We start from the raw sequence: 22367 nt of genomic DNA, 5'->3' as shown, positions 1-22367 counted from the left end.
CACCGCTCATGTCATGGACAATCGATGCCAGAGGGCATGGGCCGATTCCGCTGAACAAGTGGCTCTGGCGCTCCTATATCAAGGCCGCCCTCGTTCCGCTGCTGCTGATCGAATTCGGCTTCGTCGGCGTCTATCTCATCACGAGCCAGGTGGTCTACGACCGGAGCGCCTCGGCAATCACCCGCATTTCCGAAACGACTTTGCGCGACGATTCAACCCGCGAGGCGGATATCATCGCCCACAGGTTGCAGAGCATCAGCGCCACCACCCGGATCTTCTCCGAAGAAACCGCCCGTGCGCTCGCCGCGCCTGCTACGGTGTCGGAGGAGGAAAAGGCGCGCCACCGCCTCTCGCCCGAGGGGGTCTTCTACACGACGAAGGACACGGGCGGAGCGGCCGTCTTCTATTCCGGAATTGTCCCGATAGGCGAGGCCGAGCGCGAAAAGGTCTGGCGCACGGCGCGGCTCGATCCCTTGATGAAATCCATCAAGGACAGCGATCCCCTGATTGCCCAGCTTTATCTGAATACATGGGATTCCTATAACCGGATCTATCCCTACTTCGACGTGCTCGACATCTACCCGCCGAAGATGGATATCCCGAGTTACAATTTCTACTACGAGGCCGATCGCGCGCACAATCCGGCGGGCGGGGCGGTCTGGACCGATGCCTATGTGGATCCGGCCGGAGAGGGCTGGATGGTCTCCTCGATCGCGCCGGTCTACGGGCCGGACCGGCTCGAAGCGGTGGTGGGCATCGACGTCACCATCAAGACGATTGTCGAACAGGTGCTCGACATCAAGATGCCGGGCGACGGCTTTGCCGTCCTCATCGGGCGCGACGGCACGATCCTGGCCCTCCCGCCGAAGGGCGAGGATCGGCTGGGGATGAGCGAGCTCATCGGCCACACCTATGCCGAGGCGATCCTTCAGGACACGTTCAAGCCCGCCGAGTTCAACATCTTCCGCAGGCCCGATCTGGCGTCCATCGCGCTCCAGATGCAGGCCGAGCCGGCGGGCGTCTCGAAGGTCGATCTGCAGGAGCCGATGATCGCCGCATGGTCCACCGTCGCGGGGCCGAACTGGCGCCTCCTTCTGCTCACGAGCGAACGGAGCCTGCTCACCGAGGCCACGAACCTGCGCGACCAGCTGGGATTCGTCAGCACGAGCATCGTGGCGATCCTCGTCCTCTTCTACGCGGGCTTCTTCGCCTATCTCTGGCGCCGGTCGGTCGCGATGAGCGCGCGCGTGGCCCGGCCGCTCGGGGATCTCGAGCAGCGGATGGTCCTCATCAGCGAGGGCGGCACCGTCCCCCCCTCGGCGCCGTTCGAGATCCAGGAACTGCAGACCGTGGGCGAGCATCTCGCCACCATGGGCGACAAGCTCGACGCGGCGAACCGCGCCAAGTCCAGCTTCCTGTCCTCCATGAGCCACGAGCTGCGCACGCCACTGACCGCGATCATCGGCTATGCCGAGCTGCTCGAAGCCTCGGAAGGCCGCAAGCTCGACGGGGAGCGGCTGCAGCAGGTGCAGGCGATCTCGACGGCGGGCTGGACGCTGGTGAAGCTGGTGGATGCGGTGCTGGAACTCAGCCGGCTCGAACATCGCGACCTGCGCCTCGCGACCAGCTCGATGGATCTGATGCCGCTGATCGAGGAGGCGCTCGGCCGCGCGCGGCCCGACGCGGAGCGCATGCGCGTGACGCTGCGCCTCATCGCGCCCGAGACGCCGCTGCCGTCGGTGGTGAGCGATCCGGCGCTCCTCCGGCGCATCCTCGACCAGCTTCTGTCGAACGCGGTCAAATACAACCTGCCCGGCGGCCTCGTGGAGGTCAGCTTCGGCCTCGAGGCGCCCGACACGGTGGATCTGTCGATCCGCGACACCGGCCCCGGCATCCCGACGGACCGGCAGGCCGAGGTGTTTCAGGCCTTCCAGCGGCTCGGGCACGAGAACGGCGCCATCAGCGGCGCGGGCATCGGCATGACCATCGCGCAGCGGTTGGCCGAGGTCAGCGGCTGCCGTCTCAGCCTCGAGAGCACCCCGGGCAAGGGCACGGTCTTCCTGCTCCGCATCCCGCGCACCCGTCAGGGCGCGCCAGGCACCGCCTGATCTCACCGCAGCGCCCGGACGGGTGCGCAGCTTCGGCACGATTCCTGCAGGAGGCCCCCGGACCGAACCGAAAGGGAGACCCGGATGTCCTGCACCCCCTGTCGCCTCGCCCGTCGCGGGCTCCTGACCGGCCTGCCCGCGATCGTCCTGATGTGGCAGCTCGGCCTGACCGAAGCGGGCGGTCACGCGGGCCTCGGGCTTGCCCTGCTTGCGGCGGGCTTCGCGCTCGTCCTCCTCTCGCTGATGCTGCGCGCGCTCCGCACGTCCGGTCATTGAAGCCGCGGGCGGCGGTTGCGGACCCTGCCGGCCCGGCAGGAGGCCCCCTCGGAAAGACCCGTCAGACCGAGGCAGACGCCCGCCCCGAGCGCCCTCGACAGGCGCTCGACGCCCGAACGGCCGTCGAGCGCCGAGGCCGCGCCCGCCTGCGCCCTCACAAAGCGCGGTCGGCCTGCCAGCCTTCCTCCATGAGCAGATCGTCGAGCGGCAGCCGCTGACGCCAACCCTTCAAGGCCAGTTCCGGCGCGCTGTAGAAGCGGTCCACATGGCCCACGCAGAGATAGGCCACGATCTTGACGCGCTCGGGGATGCCGAGGATCGCCCGCAGCTCCTCCTCGCGGTAGATGCTGACCCAGCCCACGCCCAGCCCCTCGGCCCGCGCGGCGAGCCAGAGGTTCTGCACCGCGCAGACGGTCGAATAGAGATCCATCTCGGGATTGTGGGTCCGCCCCAGCACCACCTCGCCGCAGCGGTCGCGGTCGCAGGTGACGCAGATGTTGAGCGGCGCCTTCAGGATGCCCTGCAGCTTCAGCGCGCGGTAGGTGTCGCGCTTCTCCTCGGGGAAGAGCAGCGCCGCCTCGTCGTTGGCGCGGCGGAAGGCCTTGTGGACCTCGGCCCTGCGCGCGGCATCGCGGATCAGGAGGAAGTTCCACGGCTGCATGAAGCCCACCGAGGGCGCGCGGTGCGCGGCCTCGAGCACCCGGCGCAGCGCCTCGGGATCCACCGGATCCGGCAGGAACTCGTCGCGCACGTCGCGCCTCTCGGCGATGATGTCATGGAGCGCCTGACGCTCGGTTTCGGTGAAGCGGCGCGCCGGGCGCGGCTCGACGGGAGGAAAATCCGGCATGGGATCGCTCCTTGGCTCGTGACGATCCCGCCGCCGTCCACGCGGCGGGAACCTCTGCGTCAGGCCGGTCTTCTGGCTCCGGTTCATCTGCCGCCGGGCGCCTTCCCGGCGAACCGGTGGCCTCTTGCCCGGAGCATCCCCGTCACAGCGGCGGGCCCGCGCCGGATTTCCACCGGCTTCCCGATTCTCCGCCCGAAGGCGGCACCTGACCCCTGCCACAAAGCAGAACCGGCGCGCCCGGGCAACCGTCCGCATTCCAGCCGCCCCTCAGAGCCTTGAAGGCCGCGGCGGCGCGCCCCATAGTCGCCCGAGGCGTCCGGAGGGGCGCGTTCCGCAGGCAGGTCTCTTGGCGTTCACGTTCCTTCATACGGCCGATCTCCATCTCGACGCGCCGCTGCGGGCTGTGGCGCTGCGCGATCCCGAGCTTGCAGCCGAGATCGGCGTGGCCTCGCGCACCGCCTTTTCGCGCATCGTGGATCTCTGCCTTGCCGAGGCGGTGGCCTTCCTCGTGATCGCGGGCGACCTCTGGGACGGAACCTACAGCTCGACCAAGACCCCCCGCTTTCTCAAGCAGGAGCTTTTGCGGCTCGAGGCCGCGGGGATCGGCTGCTATATCCTGCGCGGCAATCACGATGCGCTGGCGCGGCAGACGGGCGAGCTCGAGGCGCCGGCCAACACCACCGTCTTCGGCGCCCGCCCCTCGACGGTCGAGCTCTCGATCGACGGCCAGCCGGTGGCCCTCCACGGGCTGAGCTTCCGCGAGCCGCACGCGCCCGAGAGCCTGCTGCCGCGCTATCCGGCGCCGAAGCCGGGGGCGTTCAACCTAGGCCTCATGCATACGAGCCTGAACGGCAGCCCGGGGCACGATCCCTACGCGCCCTGCAGCCTCGCCGAGCTCGAGGCCCACGGCTACGATTACTGGGCGCTCGGCCATATCCACCGCCGCTTCGTGCATCGGGGGCGCGCGACGGTGGTGATGCCGGGCACGCCGCAGGGGCGCGACATCGGCGAGGCGGGCGCGGCCTCGGTCACGCTGGTGCAGGTGGGCGACGACGGGGCGGTCACGCTCGAAGAGCGCAGCGTGGCGCCGCTGCGCTTCGACCGGCTGGCGCTCGACTGCACGGGGATTGCGGACTGGTCCGACCTGCTCGCCCATCTCGACCGGGCGCTCCGTGCCGCGGCCGAGGCGCCGCGCGCGGAAGACCATCTGGTGCTGCGTCCGGTGCTGACCGGGGCCACGCCGCTCGCCTGGCGCATCGCGCGCGATCGCGACCGGCTGACCGAAGAGGCGCGCGCCCTCTCTGCGGGACGCAGGCTCTGGATCGACAAGCTCGAACTGCGGCTATCGGAGGAAGGCGCAGAGCTGCCCGGCGCGGCCCTGCCCGAGGATCTCGTCCGCCTCGTTCAGGAGGATCTGCCCGAGGATCCGGCCCTGAACGCCGCGCTTCTTGCGGCCACACAGGAGCTCGCGCGCGACCTGCCGCCCGAGGCGCGCGATCTGCTGGGGCAGGATGAGGCGGCGATGGCCGCGCTCTGCCGCAGCCTTCTGGCCGAGGGAACGCCCCTGATCCTCGCCGAGCTTGCGGCGGAGGCGTCGGACTGATGCGCCTCGACCGGCTCGACCTCACGCGCTACGGCCATTTCACGGACCGGCGGCTCGCATTTCCCGCGCCTGCGCCGGGAGAGGCGGACCTGCATGTGGTCTACGGGCCGAACGAGGCAGGCAAGTCCACGCTCTTCTCGGCCTGGCTCGACCTCCTCTTCGGCATCCCGCTCCGCACCCGCTACGACTTCCGCCACCCCGGCCCCACGATGCGCGTGGGCGCGCGGCTCAGCCATGCGGGCGGCGCGCTCGATCTGGCCCGGGTGAAGCGGAACACCGGCAGCCTCCTCGACGCGCACGACCAGCCGGTGCCCGAGGCGCTGCTGCAATCGGCGCTGGGCGGCCTCACGCGCGAGGGCTATTCGGCCATGTTCTCGCTCGACGACGACACGCTGGAAAAGGGCGGCGACAGCATCCTTGCGAGCCGCGGCGATCTGGGCGAGATGCTCTTCTCGGCGAGCGCGGGGCTGGCCCAGCTGAGCCCCCGGCTCGAGGCGATCCGCGTGAACCTCGACGGCTTTCACCGCAGCGGCAAGCGCAGCGGCTGGCTTTGGGACACGAAGAAGCGGCTGACCGAACTCGATGCGGAGCGGCGGCGGCTGGACGTGTCGGCCGGAACGATCCAGAAGCTCGCACGCGAGGCGGAGGCGGCCGAGGCCGCCTGGCGGGCGGCGCGCGGTGCAGAGGATGCGGCGCAGGCGGATCTGGGGCGGCTGCAGGATCTGGCGGCGACCCTTCCGATCCGGGCGCGGCTCGAAGGGCTGCGGGCGCGGCTCGCGCCGCTGGCCCATCTGCCCGAAGCCGGGGTGGCCGAGCGCGACCGGCTCGACCAACTCGACCGCGAGACCGAAGCGCTGCGCGCGCGTCGCGCCGACCGGGCCCGCCGCCTTGCGGATCTCGCGGCAGAGGCCGATGCCTTGCCGCTCGATCCGGCGGTGCTGGCTGCCGCCGGCGACATCGAGGCGGCCGAGGCGCTGCGCCCCGAGCACGAGACGGCGCAGAAGGACCTGCCCCGCCGCGAAGCCGAGGCGTTCGAGGCCCGCGCCGAGGTGACGGCGCTTCTGGCCGAACTCGGCCATCCGGGGGCAAAGCCGGAGGGGCTGGTGCTTCCGGCAACCACGCTCGCACGGCTCCGCGCCCTTGCCGCAGAGCGCTCTGGCCTCGAAGCGACCGCGGCCGCCTCGGAGGCGGAGCGACGCGCGGCGGCCGAGCGCCTCACGCGCGAGCGCGACCGTCTGGGCGATCCGGGCCCCGAGGGCGAGGACGACACGCTGGTCGCGCTGCTCGCGCGGCTGCGGGCGCAGGATCCGGCCGAGGCCCATGCCCGGGCGCGGCTCGACCGCGATCTGCATCAGGCGCGCCTCACCGCCGCGCTCGAGGCGCTTGCCCCCTGGCGGGGCGATGCCCCGGCGCTCGCGGCCCTGCCCGTGCCCTCCGCCGCCCTGCTCGACGGGTGGGAGCGCGGCCTCGAAGAGGCCCGTCAGCGCGTGGCCGACGCCCAGAGGACGGCAGAGGCGATCCGCGCCGATCTCGACCGGCTGCGCCACGATGCGGCGGCAGAGCGAGGCGCCGCCTCGGCCACCGGCCTCACCCTCGCCGAGGCCGCCGCCGCCCGCAGCCGACGTGAAGCCGCCTGGGCCAGCCATCGCCGCGCCCTCGATGCGGCCAGTGCCACCGAGTTCGAACAGGCGCTCCGCGAGGACGACCGCATCTCCGCCCTCCTCGCCGAGGCGCTGGCCGAGGCCCGCCGCGCGGCCGGAGCCGAAGCCGAGGAGGCGCGGCTTCTCCGCACGCTGGCCGAGGCGGACGCGGCCCGTGAGGCGGCGCGCGCCGGGCAGGCCCGGATCCGCACCGCCCTTGCCGAGGCGGGAGGGGCCTTCGGCCTCTGCGATGCCGACATCTCCGCCCTGCGACACTGGCTCGGCCTCCGCGACGAGGCGCTGGCCCGGCAGGCGGCGCTCCGCGAGGCCGAAGCCCATTGCACCCGCCAGTCGGAGGCGCTGGACGCGGCCACCCTTGCCCTCGCCGCGGCCCTCGGCGCGCCGGAGGGCACGCCCTTCGAGGCCCTCCTCGCGACCGCCATCGCCCGCACCGAAGCCGCCGAACGTCGGCGCGAGGCGCGGCGGCAGCTGGCCGGGCTGGCCGCCGATCTCAAGGCCCGCGAGGCCGCCGAGGCGCAGGCACAGCAGGCGCTCGCGCGCTGGCGCGAAAGCTGGCACGAGGCGAGCCGGGACACGATCCTCGCCGACGGCCCTTCCGAGGGTCCGGTGCTCGATCTCCTCGATGCGCTCGGCGCGGCGGCCCGCAGCCTCGCCGCGCTCGAGGACCGGATCGCCAAGATGGAGGCGAACCGCGCAAGGTTCGAGGCCGCCCGGACGGCGCTCCTCGCGCGGCTCGACCTCGATCCCGACACGGGCTGGGAGGCGCTACGGTCCCGGCTGCGCCGCGCGCAGGATGCGGCGCGGGACGCGGAACGGCTCGCCCAGCAGCGCACCACCGAGGAGCGTCAGGAGGCCGAGGACCGCCGCACCCTCGCCGCGCTGGAAGAAGACCGGGCCGCGCTCGCCCAAGCGCTCGGCTGGTCCGAGGCGGACGGGCCGCTCGCGGCCCACCTCGCCTGCTGCCTCGAGGCGGCCGAGCTGCGCCGTCAGGTGGCAGCCCTTCTGTCGGACCTCTCAGGGCGGCCCGAACCGCAGGAGACCGACGATCCCGCGACGCTCACTTCCCGGATCGAGAAACTGCGCACCGACCTCCAGCTCCTGCGGAGCGAGGCCGAGAGCTGCCTCACCGCCCATCTGGACGCCGGGCGCAGGCTCGAGGCGGTCGGCGGCGACGATGCGCTGGCCCGGATCGCCTCGGACCGCGAGACCCTGCTGGTGGAACTGCGCGACCGCGCCCGCGCCCATCTCGCCGCCCGCTTCGGGCTGATGGCCTTCGAGGCGGGGCTCCGGCGCTACCGCGACCGGCACCGCAGCGCGATGCTGGCCCGCGCCTCGGACGCCTTCTGCCGCCTCAGCCGTGGAGCCTATGCCGGCCTCGCGGCCCAGCCCGACGGCGCGCAGGAGGTGCTGGTGGCGCTGGCCGCCGAAGGCGGGGCGAAACTGGCGGCGGATCTCTCCAAGGGCACGCGGTTTCAGCTCTATCTCGCGCTGCGCATCGCGGGCTTCCACGAGCTCGCCCAGAGCCGCCCGCCCGTGCCCTTCATCGCCGACGACATCATGGAGACCTTCGACGACGACCGCTCGGCCGAGGCCTTCGCCTTGCTGGCCGACATGTCCCGCGTGGGGCAGGTGATCTATCTGACGCACCACCGCCACCTCTGCGACATCGCCCGCGCCGCCTGCCCCGGCGCCTCGCTGATCGACCTCACGGCGCCCTGACGCAGGCGGGAGCGCCGTGCCCCGCCCGGCACGTCTTCCGCTGGAAGCCCGCTCGCGCTCCTTACGACACCTCTTCCGAACCCGTCCGCACGCCGTTCGAGGATCGCGGGCGCAACATCCGCCTTCAGCGCTCTCGCGGGCCCCTCGCGCCGCCTCTGCGGCCGCGCCCTTTACCGGTGCCGCCCCGGAAACGGAGCCCGCGCCCGAAACCGGGACTCGTGGCGACGGCTCATGGTGCGCCGTCTTTGCACCGGATCTGGAAAGGCTTTCTCAACCCTCGGCCGCTACAAGAAGGCGGGATCGGTCAGGGAGACGCGCATGTCCGAAGCGCACGGCAGCAGGGACACGGGATTGGCACTGGGCGGAGGCGGTCCACCCGCGGGACCGGCCCCCACCCATCTCCTCACGATGGCGCGCGGGGTGGCCGAGGCCATTCCCCAGCGGCTGCTGCCCGCCCTCCGCGCCATGGGCATCACCACCTGCGTCCTGCCGGGCCGCGGGCTCGGCCTGACGTTCGAGGGGCCGGTTCCCGCCTTCCTCTCGTCCGATCCGTTCCGTCTGGCCGAACTGTCCCTGCCCGAGCCGGTTGCCGAGCCTCCTGCGCCAGCCGAGGAGTCCCCGCCGGAAGAGCCCGCTCCGGTCGAACCTGAGGAGCCCGTCGATCCCGAAGCCGCCTGCTCATCGGCAGAGGAGACGCCTGCGGATGAGGTCGAAGCCGGCGCTCCCGAACCCCGGGCCGAGGATCCGGAACAGCCGTCCCTCGAAGCCCCGGAACCCGAGAGCGTGCCCGATGCACCCTCGGGCGCGTGGGCCGAGCGGCTTGCCGCGATCGAGACGGCCGTGACGGCCGTCACCGAGGCTCTCGCGACACAGGCTCAGGCACAAGCAGACCTGTCGGCCCAGGGCGCACGGCTGGAACAGCTGGTGACGGCCCTCGGCAACCGGCCCCTGCCGCCGCTCAATCTGACCGCGCAGCACAAGAGTTTCGCCGCCTTCGGCACCGCCATGGCCTCCTTCATGAGCCGCATGGAGGCCTTCCTCGAGCGGGAAGAGCAAACCCGCGCCCGGTTCCTGTCCGAGGTGAGCGACCTGCTGCGCAGCGCCACCGGCCCCGCCTCCTCCGACGGCTCGGGCAGCGTGGAACTGGATGCCATGTCGCGCGCGCTGGCCGCCGTGACGGAGGAACTGAGCCAGACCCGCGCCGCGCCGCAACTGGGCGAGCTGATGACGACCATCGGCGCCCTCACGCAATATCAGGAGCGCATCCTCGCCCTCCTCATGCGGCATGACGAGGTTCCGGACACCCGGATGCAGGCCGCGCAGGAGCAGTTCCTCCGCGACATCCGCGTGGTGATCGCGGAACTGCTGGCAGAGAACCGGAGGGCCGCCCTCTCCGGCACCACCGCGGGCCCGGGCGAGTCCCTTCGCCGCTTTCAGGAGGGCTGAGGATCCCGATAAACGCGAGGAGATTGCTCCCGCTATGGGCGCATCCCGCTGCCCCGACTGTCCGGCCGATGCGGAAGCCTCCCGCCGATGCTGTGGCGACGGGCTGATCGAGATGGCGGCCGGGCTCGGCCTCGTTCTGCTGGCGACCGGCCCCTATTTCTGGTGGCCGCGCCGGGGGCGGAGCCTGCGCGAGGCGTTTGTCTCGCCGCTCTCCCTGCGCGACCGGCCTTCGCCGCGGCGCGCCCGCGACCTCGTGCCGCACCTGCGCAGGGGGTGTTTCGCATGTGCAAACTCTCGTGAGCGGCTTGCCCTCGGCCCGCGGGCGCTAGATGGGGCATCGAGCCCGGACAAACGAGAGCAGACACCATGCTGACCGCGGAAATCCTGGCACGGATACAGTTCGCCTTCACCGTGTCGTTCCACATCATCTTTCCCGCCTTCTCGATCGGGCTGGCGAGCTTCCTTGCCGTGCTGAACGTGCTCTGGCTGAGGACAAAGGACGAGACCTACCTCAAGCTCTTCAATCACTGGAAGAAGATCTTCGCCGTGGCCTTCGGCATGGGGGTCGTCTCGGGCATCGTCATGTCTTACCAGTTCGGCACCAACTGGGCGGTCTTCTCGGACCGGGCCGGGCCGGTGGTGGGCCCGCTCATGGCCTACGAGGTGCTGACGGCCTTCTTCCTCGAGGCGGGCTTCCTCGGGATCATGCTCTTCGGACGCAAGCGCGTGGGCGACGGGCTGCACATGCTGGCGACCGCCATGGTCGCCATCGGCACGCTGATCTCGGCCACCTGGATCCTCGCGGTGAACAGCTGGATGCACACGCCCGCGGGCTTCTCGATGGGCGAGAACGGCCAGTTCCTGCCCGAGGACTGGTGGGCCATCATCTTCAACCCCTCCTTCCCCTACCGGCTCGTGCATATGGTGCTGGCGGCCTATCTCACCACCGCGCTTGTGGTGGCGGGAACGGCGGGTTACCATCTGCTGCGCGACCGGACCAACCCGGCCACGCGGCGCATGTTCTCGATGGCGACCGGGATGATCCTCGTGGTGGCGCCGATCCAGATCCTCGCGGGCGACATGCACGGGCTGAACACGCTCGAGCATCAGCCGGTGAAGGTCATGGCGATGGAGGGCCATTTCGAAAGCCACCCCGAGGGCGCGCCGCTGATCCTGTTCGGCCTGCCCGATCAGGAAGCGCAGGAGATGCGCTGGTCGGTCGAGATCCCCAAGCTCTCGAGCCTGATCCTGAAACATTCGCTGAACGCGCCGCTCGACGGGCTCGACGGGGTGCCGCGCGACGAACAGCCCCCGGTGGCCATCGTCTTCTGGTCGTTCCGCGTGATGGTCACGCTCGGGATGCTGATGCTGGGTCTCGGGCTCTGGTCGCTCTGGGCGCGCTTCCGCGGCCGGCTCTACGACTGGAAGGCGCTGCACCGCGCGGCGCTCGCGATGGGGCCCGCGGGCTTCGTGGCCGTGCTCGCGGGCTGGATCACGACCGAGGTCGGCCGCCAGCCCTGGACGGTCTACGGGCATCTGCGCACCGCAGACAGCCTCTCGCCGCTCGATGCCTCGGCGGTGGGCACGTCGCTCGTGGCCTTCATCGTGGTCTATTTCTTCGTCTTCGGGGCTGGCACCTTTTACCTGCTGCGCATGATGTCGATGACGCCCGGAACCGAGCGCATGGGCCTGCGCGACGGGCCGATCCGCACGGCGGGCATAACGCCCGGCCTGCACGAGGACCCGCGCGAGAGGAGCGACTGACATGCTGGGACTGGAGCTTTCCTTCATCTGGGCCGGGATCATCGCCTTCGCCGTGCTCGTCTATGTGATCCTCGACGGGTTCGATCTGGGGGTGGGCATCCTCTTTCCCTTCGCCAAGGACGAGCGCGAGCGGGACGTGATGATGAACTCGGTCGCCCCCATCTGGGACGGCAACGAGACCTGGCTGGTGCTGGGCGGCGGCGGGCTCTTCGCGGTCTTTCCGCTGGCCTATGCGGTGGTGATGCCCGCGCTCTATGCGCCCATCGTGGCGATGCTGCTCGCACTGGTCTTCCGCGGGGTGGCCTTCGAATACCGCTGGCGGACGGTGCGCTGGAAGCGGCTCTGGGACTGGTCCTTCGCGATGGGCTCGCTGGTGGCGGCGCTGATGCAGGGGATCGCACTTGGCGCCATCGTGCAGGGGATCGAGGTCGAGAACCGCGCCTATGCGGGCGGCTGGTTCGACTGGCTCACGCCCTTCTCGCTGCTGACGGGCTTCGCGGTCGCCACGGGCTACGGGCTTCTCGGCGCCACATGGTGCAACATGAAGCTCGAGGGCCGCGTCCAGACCCACATGCGCCAGCTCGCGCGGCCGCTGTCCTTCGCGACGCTCGCCTTCCTCGGGCTCGTGAGCCTCTTCACGCCGCTGCAGGATGCCGTCTATGCCGAGCGCTGGTTCCGCTGGCCCACGATGGTCTGGACCCTCGCCGTTCCGGTGCTGGTGGCGCTGCTTGCGCTGCGGCTGTGGCGGGGCCTCGAGCGAGGCGACGATGTGGCGCCCTTCCTCTGCGCGCTCGGCTTCTTCGTTCTGGGCTTCGTGGGCATCGGGATCAGCTTCTACCCGATGATGGTGCCGCCCGAGCTGACCATCGTCGAGGCGGCGGCCCCGGACGAGAGCCTTCTCTTCACGCTGGTGGGCACGCTGGTGCTGGTGCCGATCATCCTCACCTATACGGCCTATACCTACTGGGTGTTCCGCGGGAAGATCGACGCCGACGAAGGCTATCACTGATGCGCCGGGTGGGCTGGTTCGTCCTCCTCTGGTTCGGGGGCGTGGCGGTCGTCTCGCTCGTCGCACTGGCGATCCGGTCCGTTCTGCTCTGAGATGGGGCTGTGGAGCAGCCGCGGCGCGAGCCGCCCGGCGCGGAGTTCCATCGCCCGCGTGGCGAGATCCCCCACGAGGCTCTCGTCATGCGAGACGAGGATCATCGCGCCCTCGAAGGCCGCAAGGGCGGCCCGCAGCCGTCGGCCGTTCTCGCCATCGACGCCATTGGTCGGCTCGTCGAGCAGAAGCACCTCGGGCCGCATGGCAAGAAGCCCCGCGAGGCACACGAGCCGTTTCTCGCCGCCCGAGAGGCGATGCGTCACCCGGTCTGCGAGCGACGCCAGCCCCAGCGCCGCAAGCGCCTCCATGGCGGTCGCGCGCGCGCGCCCGTCGCTCAGCCCGAGGTTCAGCGGGCCGAAGGCCACGTCCTCGAGCACCGTCGGACAGAAGAGCTGATCGTCGCTGTCCTGAAAGAGAAAGCCCATGCGCCGCCGCGCCACGCGGAACTGCGCCTCGCTGCGGCAGTCTTCGCCGAAGAGGCACACCCGCCCTGCGGCCGGCCGTTCGAGCCCCACGAGCGTGCGCAGGAGCGTGGTCTTGCCGCTGCCGTTCGCGCCGAGGATGGCAAGCCGCTCGCCGGGGTGCAGGGTAACAGAAGCGCCGGCCAGCACCGGGCGTCCGTCGCGCGCGAGGTGCACGGCGTCGAGGCTCAGAAGCGGGCTCATGTCCGGTCCCACCAGAGAAGCCCCGCCCCCAGCGCGAGCAGCAGGGCCCCGCCCCGCCAGTCGCGCAGCGCGGGCGGCGGCAGGTCCGGCCGCAGGAACCGGCCCGAGGCATGGCGCAGCCGCATCGCCTCCTCCACCCGCTCGGCCCGGGCATGGGCGCGCACCAGCATCATGCCCACCAGATGGCCGTAGCTGCGCCAGCTGTGCCAGCCCGACCGCGGGCGAAAGGCGCGGAGCCGCATCGCCTCCTGCAGACGCCGCATCTCGTCGCGGATGAGGCCGAGATAACGCACGAGCCCGAGATGGATCCGCACGAGCGCCTCGGGCAGCCCGAGCGACCGCAGCGCCGCACCGATCCGCTCGGGCTCGGCCGAGCCGAGAAGCAGCGCGAGCAGCAGGACCGAGGCGGTGACCTTCAGCCCGATCACCAGCGTGCGGGCAAGCCCCTCGGCGCTGAGGCGGAGCGGCCCCCACTGCCAGAGGGGCGGACCCGGCACGGTGAAGGGCAGCGTCAGGAGGAGGAGGAGCAGGAAGGCCTCGAGATGCCAGAGCCTGCGCCAGGGCACTGCCCGCCGCTCGGCGGCGAAGAGCGCAAGCGCCGCGGCCACCGCCGCGGCGGCAGGCCCCGGATGGGCCAGCGGCGCGATGAGAAGAAGAAGGCCCAGACCGGCCAGCAGCCGGAGCCTCAGATCGTCGGGCAGGATCATCGCCTGCGGCCGCGTGCCCAGAGGGCGATGCCCGCGCCGCCGAAGATCAGGAACAGGCCCGAGACGATGTCAGTGACCCGCATCCGCGCATCCATCTGCTCGATCCGCTCGAGAAGCGGGGCGACCTCGGCCTCGACCGCCTGCGAGACGATGGCCCGCAGCACCTCGGGCGACGGGGCTTTCTCGGTCGGCGCAAGCGCCGACGGGGGCTCCTCGGCCGCGGGCAGCGCCGGGCCGCCGGCCTTCAGCGGGATGGCGCCTGAGGGCACGGGCACGCCGCCGAACCGCTCGGGCGGCAGCGTCACGCGGGCCATGTGCCCCTCGCCCGTGTCGAGCGCGATCACCACATCCCCCGTCACCGCCTCGGGCACCTCGAAGCGGAAGCCGCCCTCGGCGTCGGTTTCACCTTGAGCGAGCGGCAGGCCCGCCATCCGGGCGCTCCAGCCCGCGCCGTGGGGCCGGCCGCCGCCCACGAAAAAGCCGTAGCCGCTGACCTCGCGCCCCTCCACCTTCGCGAAGAGCCGCAGGCTGTGCGCCGCGGCGGGACCGGCGAGCAGGAGCGCGAGGAGGAGCAGCAGAGCGCGGCGCATCTCAGGCCCCTCCGGCGGACGGCTGCAGCATCCGCGGCTCGACGCGCATCAGGAAGGCCACGACCATGCCCGCCACGGCCGCCTCGACCAGCGCGAGCGGCAGGCAGGTCACGAGCAGCACCCGCGCCACCGGCACGAAATCCGACGACGAGAGCCAGAGCGTCAGCGCCACGCCGCCGCCGGAGGCGAAGATGCAGAGGGCCGAGCCTACCCCGGCGAGCACGCCCGCGACTAAGGGAGAGGTCTGCCGCCGCACGAGCGGGCCGAGCAGGAGTCCCGCCGCCGCGCCCGGCAGGGCGATGTTCACCGTGTTGACGCCGAGCGTCGTGAGCCCGCCGAAGCCGAACAGCACCGCCTGCAGGGCCAGCGCCACCAGAACCGCCGGGAAGATCCCGAGGCCCAGCACCAGCCCCATCAATCCGGACAAAAGCAGATGCACGCTCGACGGCCCCACCGGCACCGACACGAGCGAGGCCGCGAAGAAAACCGCCGACAGGAGCGCCACCCGCGGGATCCCCCGGTCGTCCAGCCCGCGGAGACCTAGGCCCACGCCGACTACCGCCAGCGCACCGCCCGCCGCAAGGACGGGCAGCGTCAGGATGCCGTCGGGGATGTGCATCTCACTCACCCGCCTTGCGGGTGCGCACCCAGATCAGCGCGCCCTCCTCGACCGGCACTTCTGTGCCCTCGGGCGAGACCATCGGATCGTCCGCCTCGATCAGCGCGGCAAAGCCCCACCAGCCTTCGAAGGGCATCGCGTAGGAGAAGGTGCCGCTCGCATCCGCCCGGAGGACCTGCGTGATGTAGGCATCGTTCGGCGCGGGGATCCCGGCCGTGTTCACGAACTCCACCTCGACCTCGGCGTGAGGAACCGGCGCGCCGGCCTTCGTCACCACGCCGGTGAAGAGGTTGCCGGTCCAGAGCCCGGTCGGCCGCGTCAGCGGGCGGATCTCCACCGGCAGGCCCACCATCTCGTCCCAGCCCTCGCCGCTCGCATAGGCATCGACCACCACCTTCGCGTGATGGACGATGAACTTGCCCTCCGCGGGCTCCCAGTAGGGTTCGGGCGTGACGTAGAAGACGGCGGCGCCCGGCTGGTCGAGCGTGTGGCTGAGACGCCAGCTTCGGGCCTCGCCGGTCGCGGTCTCCTCCAGCGCGGCCGACAGGTCGGTGCGGGTGCCGTGCGCCAGCACGCCCACGGCGGCGGGACGCGCCATCTCCATCGCGGGACCGCCCTCGAACGGATGGGTGAAGAGGAGATCGAGCGTCACGGCGCCCCCGTCGGGCAGCACGTCGTCCGACGGCAGGATCTCCTGAAAATGTGCGTGGACCGGCGAGGCAAGGCCCGCCAGCAGGAGCGCCGCAAGAAGCGGCCGGGAAGAAAGCAGCATCGGCACCCATCCGTATGAACGATCGCAGGCTCGATCATACGATCTGCGGCGGCAAGGGATAAGCCGTCGCAGCAAGCGATGGGTCGTCCGCGCGGGGCGCTGCGCGGACGCCAATGCCCGTTCGTTGGGCGCGACAGAAGCATCGCGCTTGGAAAAGCAGCAGGATTAAGCTTTGTCGGCAGTGTGGGACGCCGACGTCCCTGCCCTTGGCATGCTTTCCGACGGTCTGCGGGCAGGCCATCAGCCTGCCCGCAAGTCCGGTCCTACCGCCCGAGGGCGCAGAGGCCGTCCAGCACCTTGTCCGGCGTGGCCGGCAGATCGCGCACCCGGACGCCGCAGGCGTTGTGGATCGCGTTGAGGACGGCGGCCCCCGATCCGCAGATCCCGAGTTCCCCGATCCCCTTGGCCTGAAGCGTGCCGCCGTAGCTGTCGCGCTCTTCGAGGAAGTGAACCTCCAATGCGGGCACGTCGGCATGGGCGGGGATATGGTAGTTCGCCAGATCCCGGCTCACCACCTGACCGAAGCGGCGGTCGTGCACCATCTCTTCCATCAGCGCCATGCCGATGCCGAAGGTCATCCCGCCCAGACATTGCGAGCGGGCGGTCTTCTCGTTCAGGATCCGCCCGGCGGCAAAGGCGCCCAGCATCCGGCGCACGCGCACCTCTCCCGTGATCTCGTTGACCGCCACTTCGGCGAAATGCGCGCCAAAGGTCGAGCTGCGGACGCCCTTCAAGGCCTTGCCGGGCTCGAAATGGCCCTCGGCCGACAGCGGCTGGGTCACGATCTCGGCCAGATCGCGGGTCCGGTTGCCGCAGGTGGCGCGCCCGTCCTTCAGGGTCAACTCCTCCTCGGGGCAGCCCATCCCCGCCGCGATCTGCCGGCGAATCTCCTCGCAGGCGAGGAACGCGGCCGAGCCGTTCGAGGCCGCGCCGATCGAGCCGCCCGAGCCGGAGCCCTCCGGCAGATCGGTGTCGCCGAGGACGGTGCGCACCCGGTCGGGCGCGAGGCCCAGCATCTCGGCCACGATCTGGGTGAGGATCGTGTAGGTGCCCGTCCCGATGTCGGTCATGCTGCTCTCGACGAGGGCGCCCTCGCCCGTCAGCGTGACGCGCACGCGCGCCTTGTGCAGCATGTTCACCCGCACGGCCGAGGCCATGCCCATCCCGATCAGCCACTCGCCCTGCCGCCGCTCGCCCGGCGCGCGCCGGTCCGACCAGCCGAAGCGGTCGGCGCCGTCCCGCAGCGCCTCGGCCAGCATGTGCGAGGTGAAGGGCTTGCCGGTCTCGGGATCCTCTTCGGGAATATTGCGAAGCCGCAGCTCGAGCGGATCGAGGCCCGCCTTCTCGGCCAGCTCGTCCAGCGCCATCTCGAAGATCGTGACCCCCACCGCCTCGCCCGGCGCGCGCACCGACCCCGCGCAGGTGAGGTTCACCCGCGCCACCTCGTGCCGGATCTGACGATGCTCGCCGCGATAGGTGAAATGGGTCGCCTGCTGCACGGGCTCGGAGAAGCTCTCCCCGTCGAGGTTCGACACCCGCGCCTCGTGCCCGATCCCGGTGAGCCGTCCGTCCGCGTCGAGGGCGAGGCGCACCCGCTGCTCGGTTTCGGAGCGGCGGTGGGCAATCTCGAACTCCCGCTGCCGGGCGAGCGTCACCATCACCGGCCGGCCGAGCGTCTCGGACGCCACGGCCGCCGCCACGGCCTCGGGCGCGATCCCGAGCTTCGAGCCGAAGCCGCCGCCGATGAAGGGCGCGAGAACCCGCACCTTCTCGGGCGCGATCCCCAGCGCATCGGCCAGTTCCTCGGCATTCTGCGACACCATCTGATAGGCGCCGCAGAGCGTCACCCGGTCGCCCTCCCACCAGGCGAGGGCCGCGTGCGGTTCCATCGCGGCGGCGGCCATCGAGGGGGTGCTGTAGGTCGCATCGAGCGAAACGGCGGCCTCGCGCAGGGCGGCCTCCAGATCCCCCTGCGCCGACTGCTTCTTCTCGGGGAATTCGGACGGCGCCTGGGCGGGGTCGAGCTCGGCGTCGGCCGAGGTCTCGTAGTCCACCCGCACCAGCCGCGCGGCTTCGCGGGCGGCCTCGAAGCTCTCCGCCACCACCAGCGCGAGGGGCTGGCCGAAATAGGTGACCTCGGACGGATCCTGCGGCGGCGACTTCCGCGCCATGCCCTGCGCCGGATGGCGCACGAGGCGGGGATCCTGCAGCACCTTCAGCACGCCGGGAACCGCGCGCGCCGCGTCGGAGGCAAGCGAAGCGACCCGGCCCAAGGGCACGGTGGCCCGCACGAAGACGCCGTAAGCGCAGTCGGCGCGCTTCTCGGACCAAAGGCTCGACGCCTGTTCGGCCGCATAGACGGCCCGTCCGGACACTTTCAGCGCGCCTTCAGAGCGGTCGATGGGGCGCCCGACCACCTCCTGCGCCATGGCATCCAGCCGGTTACGCTTGTCGGGCTCGTCGAATACGAGATGAGCGGTCATGCCATGCCTCCGGTGGCTTCGCGCAGCGCCGCCGTCAGGGCGCGCCGCGTGAGCGGGATCTTGAAATCGTTCTCGCCCTGACCTCGGGCGCTCTGCAGCAGCCGGTCGGCTGCCCTGTCGAAGAGATCGTCCGAGGGGGTCTCGCCTTCGAGACAGGCCTCCACCTCCGGATCGCGCCATGGCTTGTGGGCCAGTCCGCCGAAGGCGAGCCGCGCGGTGGCGATCCGGCCCTCTTCCATCCGCACCACCGCTGCCACCGAGATGAGCGCGAAGGCATAGGAGGCGCGATCCCGGATCTTGCGATAGACTTGCCGCTCGCCCGCGGGCGCGGGCAGGATCACCGCGGTGATGAGGTCGCCCGGGTCGAGACAGGTCTCGATATGGGGCGTGTCGCCCGGCAGGCGGTGGAAATCGGCCAGATGCACATGCCGACGCGCGCCGCCCGGCGCCTCGATCTCGACCACCGCCTCGAGTGCGGCCATCGCCACGGCCATGTCGCTCGGATGGGTGGCGATGCAGGCCTCGGACGCGCCGAGGATCGCGTGGTAGCGGGTAAAGCCGCCGATCGCCGAGCAGCCGGCACCGGGGGTGCGCTTGTTGCAGGCCATGTCCGTGTCGTAGAAATAGGGGCAGCGCGTGCGCTGAAGAAGGTTGCCGGCGGTGGTGGCCATGTTGCGGAGCTGACCGCTCGCCCCGGCCAGGAGGGCGCGGGACAGGACGGGGTAGCTGCGCCGCACCCGCGGATCGGCCGCCAGATCGCTGTTGCGCACCGTGGCCCCGATGCGCAGGCCGCCGTCCAGCTCTTCGATGAAATCCAGATCGAGCCGGTTCACATCCACCAGCCGGGCGGGCGTCTCGATCCCGAGCTTCATCAGATCCAGAAGGTTGGTGCCGCCGCCCAGAAAGCGGGTCGCGGGCTCCAGCGCCTCGGTCGTGGCCTCGTCGCGGGAGGAGGCGCGAAGATAAGCGAAATCCTTCATTCGGCAGCCTCCGCCATGCGCGCTTCCGCAACCTTCGCGATCGCTTCGACAATGTTCGGGTAGCAGGCACAGCGGCAGAGGTTGCCGCTCATCCGCTCGGATATCTCCTCGCGGCTGAGCACGGCCTCGCCCTCTAGGTCTTCGGACACCCAGCTGGGCCAGCCCTTCGCGGCCTCCTCGATCATGGCGGTGGCAGAGCAGATCTGGCCCGGGGTGCAGTAGCCGCACTGGAACCCGTCCTGCGCAAGGAAAGCCTCCTGCAGCGCCGAGAGCCGCCCGGGCTCGCCCAGACCCTCGATGGTCGTGACCTCCGCCCCCTCCTGGGTGCAGAGGAGCGTGAGGCAGGAATTTATGCGCCGACCGTCCACGATCACCGTGCAGGCGCCGCACTGGCCGTGGTCGCAGCCCTTCTTCGTGCCCGTCAGCCCGACGTCGTGACGCAACGCGTCGAGCAGGGTGACGCGCGCCTCGGCCTCGATCTCGCGGTGCTCGCCGTTGATCGTGAGCGTGGTCTTCATGCTTGCCCTCCGGCTGGCTGTTCAGCCGGAGCAACAGACGAGGCTGCCCGAGGTTCCGTCTGCGACGGGACGGCCGCCTCTGCGCGGCGCTCTCCTGCCGGTCCTGCGGGGGAGCGGGCGGCAGTCCGACCAGCGCCGCCCTACGGGCGCGTCAGGCCCCCGTCTAGGCGCGCGCCATCCGGCTCGGGCTGCGGCTGCGGTGGCTGAAGCGCGTGGGCACCGTCCCGAACCGCGCCTTGAAGCATTTCGAGAAATGCGAGACCGAGTTGAAGCCGCAGGCGGTCGCCACTTCGAGCAGCGTCATGTCGGTGGTGCTGAGCAGATTGCGCCCCCGGTCGAGCCGCAGGCCGCGGTAGAAGCCGTTCGGCGTCTCGCCCACCGTGGCCTTGAAGAGCCGTTCGACATGGCGGCGCGAGCAGCCCGCGGCGTCGGACAGTTCCTCGAGCGAGAGCGTGTCCTCCAGATGCTCGTTCATGAGTTTCACCACCGCGATCAGCGCGGGGCTGCGCGAGCGCATCAGGGCGGCGAGCGAGCTGCGCTGCTCGGGCGCGGCCCCCGCGAGCACGGTGCGCAGGCACATGTCCGAGACCATGGCGGCGAAATCGGCGCCGTGGTCCCGGGCGATCAGCGAGAGCATCATGTCGGTCGAGGCCGCCCCGCCGCCGCAGGTCAGCGTGCGACCTGCGCTCTCGAACCGGTTCGAGGTCGGCACGAGGCGGGGGAAATCCTCGAGAAAGCCGGGCTGGTTCTCCCAATGGAGGGTGAAGCGGCGGTCTTCGAGCACGCCCGCATGGGCGAGGGCGAAGGCGCCGGTGCAGATGCCGCCCACCGTGCCGCCGAAGCGGTGGTGGCGCTGGACGGTGGCCACCACCGCCGAGCCGGCTGCGGCCGAGGGGATGTTGCCCGCGCAGACCATGAGGTCGGTCTCGCGGTCGAGCGGTCCCAGCGCCTCATCGGCCGCCACCGTGATGCCCGAGGAGCTGGCGACCGGACGCCCGCCTTCGGACAGGACGCGCCACCGGTAGAGCGGCTTCTGCGACAGCTGGTTGGCGATGCGCAGGGGCTCGACGGCGGAACTGAAGGCCAGAAGCGTGAAGCCCGGCACCAGCAGGAAGGCGTAGCTGCGCGTGTCGCCTGCGCTCTGCACCGGATAATAGGCCGCGCCCGGCGGCACGAGAGGGGCGTGGGTGGGCAAGTTCCTGGCCTCCGAGGCGGCAGCCAGACGGCCGCCTTCCCGCGCTTGTGCCGGGTCCGGAGGCAGCCCGCAATCGTGCGAGCGGCGCAATTCGGCTCACCCGCGTCATCCGGGGGTCCGCGGCGGCCGGGTGGCAAGTCTCTGCCGGGTCTCGCGAGGGAGACGCGGTTGATTGGGGCGTGTCCGTTCCCGGGCACGCGGGATGCCATGGCGACTGCTGCCCGAACGGGCCGCCTAGAGGCGGAGGGACGCGGGCGCCCGGATCTCGCGGCGGATCTGGGCCCCGTCGCGGCCGGGAGGCGCACCGAACAGGCGGCGATATTCGCGGCTGAACTGCGACGGGCTCTCGTAGCCGATGGCGAAGCCCACCCGCGCCACGTCGGCCCCGTCCGAGAGGAGCAGCCGCCGCGCCTCCTGCAGGCGCAGGCTCTTCTGGAACTGCACCGGGGTCATGGCCGTCGCCGCCTTGAAATGGCGGTGGAAGGTGGCCGGGCTCATCCCCGCGAGGCCCGACAGCCGCTCGATGCTGAGCGGCTCGGCGAAATGGTCGCGGATCCAGGCGATGGCCCGGCCGATGCGCGACATGCGGCTGTCGGCGAGCCCGATCTGGCGCAGGGCCGCGCCCTGCGGGCCGGTCAGCAGCCGCCAGACGATCTCGCGGCGGATCATCGGCGCGAGCACGGGGATGTCCTGCGGCCGCGCCGGCAGCGCAAGAAGCCGCTCGAGCGGCCCGATCAGCTCCTCGGTCAGCGGATGCACGGCGAGCGCCGGGGACGGCATCCCGGGCTCCATCGGCAGGCTTCCCTGCCCGAGGATCAGGTCGGCCACCGTTGCTGGGTCGAGCGTGAGCGCGAAGGCGAGATAGGGCGCGCCCGGCGCGGCCTCGGTGATCTCGGCGCGGATCGGCACCTCGAGCGAGGCGATCAGGCATTTCCCCGCATCGTAGCGGAAGGCGCGGTCGCCGAGACGGCTGGTCTTCGCGCCCTGCAGCACGACGCAGAACGAGGGGTCGTAGACCGTGTGGATCGGCCCGGTCGGAGCGGTTTCGCAGGAAATCCTCAGCCCCTCGAGCGGCCCCTGCCGCCCGTGCCGGTCCCATTGCTCGCGCGTGAGCCGCTTCAGCCTGTCGAGTCGCGATCCATCCATGCCCCGGATCCTAGCCGAGCCCACGGCCCGCCCCAAGCGCCGCCGCCCACGCTTGAGAGGATCGTGCAGCATTTCGAGAGGATCGGCGTCGCGGGAACCGGCCCCTCTGCCCCATGTTCGGAAACGTGGCGGAGCCAGCGCCCGGCCGACAAGGAAAGGATTTCAT

18 protein-coding genes and 1 riboswitch are annotated in these 22367 nt (G+C 71.1%); of the genes, 7 read left to right on the top strand and 11 right to left on the bottom strand.

Going from position 1 to position 22367, the window contains the following annotated elements; genetic code table 11:
* The first annotated feature begins 8 nt into the window (after positions 1-8).
* Both RSP_RS16755 and RSP_RS16750 read left to right on the top strand, forming a co-directional pair.
* On the top strand, positions 9-2108 hold the full coding sequence (locus RSP_RS16755; protein WP_011339138.1) for a sensor histidine kinase: 2100 nt from the start codon (positions 9-11) through the stop codon (positions 2106-2108).
* An 84-nt stretch (positions 2109-2192) separates the two neighbouring features.
* Positions 2193-2384 (top strand): hypothetical protein, encoded by a 192-nt coding sequence (locus RSP_RS16750; RefSeq protein WP_002723812.1) that lies wholly within the window; start codon positions 2193-2195, stop codon positions 2382-2384.
* 154 nt (positions 2385-2538) lie between these two features.
* Here RSP_RS16750 and bluB read toward each other — a convergent pair whose 3' ends face one another.
* The gene (bluB, locus tag RSP_RS16745) at positions 2539-3231 is read right to left on the bottom strand and encodes a 5,6-dimethylbenzimidazole synthase (protein ID WP_011339137.1); all 693 of its coding nucleotides are present in this window, start codon (positions 3229-3231) and stop codon (positions 2539-2541) included.
* A gap of 45 nt (positions 3232-3276) precedes the next feature.
* Positions 3277-3455: riboswitch (cobalamin riboswitch) on the bottom strand.
* A gap of 122 nt (positions 3456-3577) precedes the next feature.
* Between bluB and RSP_RS16740 the strand changes: the two genes are divergently transcribed.
* The 5 genes from RSP_RS16740 to cydB all read left to right on the top strand — a co-directional run bounded on the left by RSP_RS16740 (position 3578) and on the right by cydB (position 12433).
* Positions 3578-4834 (top strand): metallophosphoesterase family protein, encoded by a 1257-nt coding sequence (locus tag RSP_RS16740; protein WP_011339136.1) that lies wholly within the window; start codon positions 3578-3580, stop codon positions 4832-4834.
* Positions 4834-8214: a YhaN family protein gene (locus RSP_RS16735; RefSeq protein WP_011339135.1), complete on the top strand. Its 3381-nt coding sequence runs from the start codon at positions 4834-4836 to the stop codon at positions 8212-8214. Before RSP_RS16740 ends, RSP_RS16735 begins: the two co-directional genes overlap by 1 nt.
* A gap of 318 nt (positions 8215-8532) precedes the next feature.
* Positions 8533-9660: a hypothetical protein gene (locus tag RSP_RS16730; RefSeq protein WP_011339134.1), complete on the top strand. Its 1128-nt coding sequence runs from the start codon at positions 8533-8535 to the stop codon at positions 9658-9660.
* A 366-nt stretch (positions 9661-10026) separates the two neighbouring features.
* Positions 10027-11424, top strand: coding sequence for a cytochrome ubiquinol oxidase subunit I (locus RSP_RS16725; RefSeq protein WP_011339133.1), 1398 nt, complete (start codon positions 10027-10029; stop codon positions 11422-11424).
* A 1-nt stretch (position 11425) separates the two neighbouring features.
* Entirely contained in the window at positions 11426-12433 is a 1008-nt protein-coding gene (cydB, locus tag RSP_RS16720; RefSeq protein ID WP_011339132.1) for a cytochrome d ubiquinol oxidase subunit II, read from the top strand.
* Here cydB and RSP_RS16715 read toward each other — a convergent pair.
* The 10 genes from RSP_RS16715 to RSP_RS16670 all read right to left on the bottom strand — a co-directional run bounded on the left by RSP_RS16715 (position 12427) and on the right by RSP_RS16670 (position 22201).
* Positions 12427-13191, bottom strand: a complete 765-nt coding sequence (locus tag RSP_RS16715; RefSeq protein WP_011339131.1) for an energy-coupling factor ABC transporter ATP-binding protein — start codon at positions 13189-13191, stop codon at positions 12427-12429. The genes cydB and RSP_RS16715 overlap by 7 nt on opposite strands.
* On the bottom strand, positions 13188-13898 hold the full coding sequence (gene cbiQ / locus RSP_RS16710) for a cobalt ECF transporter T component CbiQ (RefSeq protein WP_011339130.1): 711 nt from the start codon (positions 13896-13898) through the stop codon (positions 13188-13190). Before cbiQ ends, RSP_RS16715 begins: the two co-directional genes overlap by 4 nt.
* Positions 13895-14488 (bottom strand): hypothetical protein, encoded by a 594-nt coding sequence (locus RSP_RS16705; protein WP_011339129.1) that lies wholly within the window; start codon positions 14486-14488, stop codon positions 13895-13897. Before RSP_RS16705 ends, cbiQ begins: the two co-directional genes overlap by 4 nt.
* Before the next feature lies 1 nt (position 14489).
* The gene (cbiM, locus tag RSP_RS16700; RefSeq protein ID WP_011339128.1) at positions 14490-15107 is read right to left on the bottom strand and encodes a cobalt transporter CbiM; all 618 of its coding nucleotides are present in this window, start codon (positions 15105-15107) and stop codon (positions 14490-14492) included.
* A gap of 1 nt (position 15108) precedes the next feature.
* On the bottom strand, positions 15109-15879 hold the full coding sequence (locus tag RSP_RS16695; RefSeq protein ID WP_011339127.1) for a DUF4198 domain-containing protein: 771 nt from the start codon (positions 15877-15879) through the stop codon (positions 15109-15111).
* 263 nt (positions 15880-16142) lie between these two features.
* Positions 16143-18362: a xanthine dehydrogenase family protein molybdopterin-binding subunit gene (locus RSP_RS16690; RefSeq protein ID WP_011339126.1), complete on the bottom strand. Its 2220-nt coding sequence runs from the start codon at positions 18360-18362 to the stop codon at positions 16143-16145.
* The gene (locus tag RSP_RS16685; protein WP_011339125.1) at positions 18359-19342 is read right to left on the bottom strand and encodes an FAD binding domain-containing protein; all 984 of its coding nucleotides are present in this window, start codon (positions 19340-19342) and stop codon (positions 18359-18361) included. The genes RSP_RS16690 and RSP_RS16685 overlap by 4 nt, the downstream gene beginning before the upstream one ends.
* Positions 19339-19860, bottom strand: coding sequence for a 2Fe-2S iron-sulfur cluster-binding protein (locus RSP_RS16680; protein WP_011339124.1), 522 nt, complete (start codon positions 19858-19860; stop codon positions 19339-19341). The genes RSP_RS16685 and RSP_RS16680 overlap by 4 nt, the downstream gene beginning before the upstream one ends.
* Before the next feature lie 163 nt (positions 19861-20023).
* Positions 20024-21055, bottom strand: a complete 1032-nt coding sequence (locus tag RSP_RS16675) for a GlxA family transcriptional regulator (RefSeq protein ID WP_011339123.1) — start codon at positions 21053-21055, stop codon at positions 20024-20026.
* Positions 21056-21289: 234 nt separating this feature from the next.
* A complete protein-coding gene (locus RSP_RS16670; protein ID WP_011339122.1) occupies positions 21290-22201 on the bottom strand; it encodes an AraC family transcriptional regulator in 912 nt (303 codons plus the stop codon).
* Positions 22202-22367: the final 166 nt, after the last annotated feature.

The sequence above is a fragment of the Cereibacter sphaeroides 2.4.1 genome, from assembly GCF_000012905.2.
Classification (GTDB): Bacteria; Pseudomonadota; Alphaproteobacteria; order Rhodobacterales; family Rhodobacteraceae; genus Cereibacter_A; species Cereibacter_A sphaeroides.
Note: the sequence above shows the minus strand (reverse complement) of the source record. Positions and strands in the feature narration are given on the sequence as shown.

Bases quoted from the DNA above. Each gene is read 5' to 3' on its own strand.
- RSP_RS16755 (WP_011339138.1), top strand. From the start codon at position 9: ATGTCATGGACAATCGATGCCAGAGGGCATGGGCCGATTCCGCTGAAC.
- RSP_RS16750 (WP_002723812.1), top strand. From the start codon at position 2,193: ATGTCCTGCACCCCCTGTCGCCTCGCCCGTCGCGGGCTCCTGACCGGC.
- bluB (WP_011339137.1), bottom strand. From the start codon at position 3,231: ATGCCGGATTTTCCTCCCGTCGAGCCGCGCCCGGCGCGCCGCTTCACC.
- RSP_RS16735 (WP_011339135.1), top strand. From the start codon at position 4,834: ATGCGCCTCGACCGGCTCGACCTCACGCGCTACGGCCATTTCACGGAC.
- RSP_RS16730 (WP_011339134.1), top strand. From the start codon at position 8,533: ATGTCCGAAGCGCACGGCAGCAGGGACACGGGATTGGCACTGGGCGGA.
- RSP_RS16725 (WP_011339133.1), top strand. From the start codon at position 10,027: ATGCTGACCGCGGAAATCCTGGCACGGATACAGTTCGCCTTCACCGTG.
- cydB (WP_011339132.1), top strand. From the start codon at position 11,426: ATGCTGGGACTGGAGCTTTCCTTCATCTGGGCCGGGATCATCGCCTTC.
- RSP_RS16715 (WP_011339131.1), bottom strand. From the start codon at position 13,191: ATGAGCCCGCTTCTGAGCCTCGACGCCGTGCACCTCGCGCGCGACGGA.
- cbiQ (WP_011339130.1), bottom strand. From the start codon at position 13,898: ATGATCCTGCCCGACGATCTGAGGCTCCGGCTGCTGGCCGGTCTGGGC.
- RSP_RS16705 (WP_011339129.1), bottom strand. From the start codon at position 14,488: ATGCGCCGCGCTCTGCTGCTCCTCCTCGCGCTCCTGCTCGCCGGTCCC.
- cbiM (WP_011339128.1), bottom strand. From the start codon at position 15,107: ATGCACATCCCCGACGGCATCCTGACGCTGCCCGTCCTTGCGGCGGGC.
- RSP_RS16695 (WP_011339127.1), bottom strand. From the start codon at position 15,879: ATGCTGCTTTCTTCCCGGCCGCTTCTTGCGGCGCTCCTGCTGGCGGGC.
- RSP_RS16690 (WP_011339126.1), bottom strand. From the start codon at position 18,362: ATGACCGCTCATCTCGTATTCGACGAGCCCGACAAGCGTAACCGGCTG.
- RSP_RS16685 (WP_011339125.1), bottom strand. From the start codon at position 19,342: ATGAAGGATTTCGCTTATCTTCGCGCCTCCTCCCGCGACGAGGCCACG.
- RSP_RS16680 (WP_011339124.1), bottom strand. From the start codon at position 19,860: ATGAAGACCACGCTCACGATCAACGGCGAGCACCGCGAGATCGAGGCC.
- RSP_RS16670 (WP_011339122.1), bottom strand. From the start codon at position 22,201: ATGGATGGATCGCGACTCGACAGGCTGAAGCGGCTCACGCGCGAGCAA.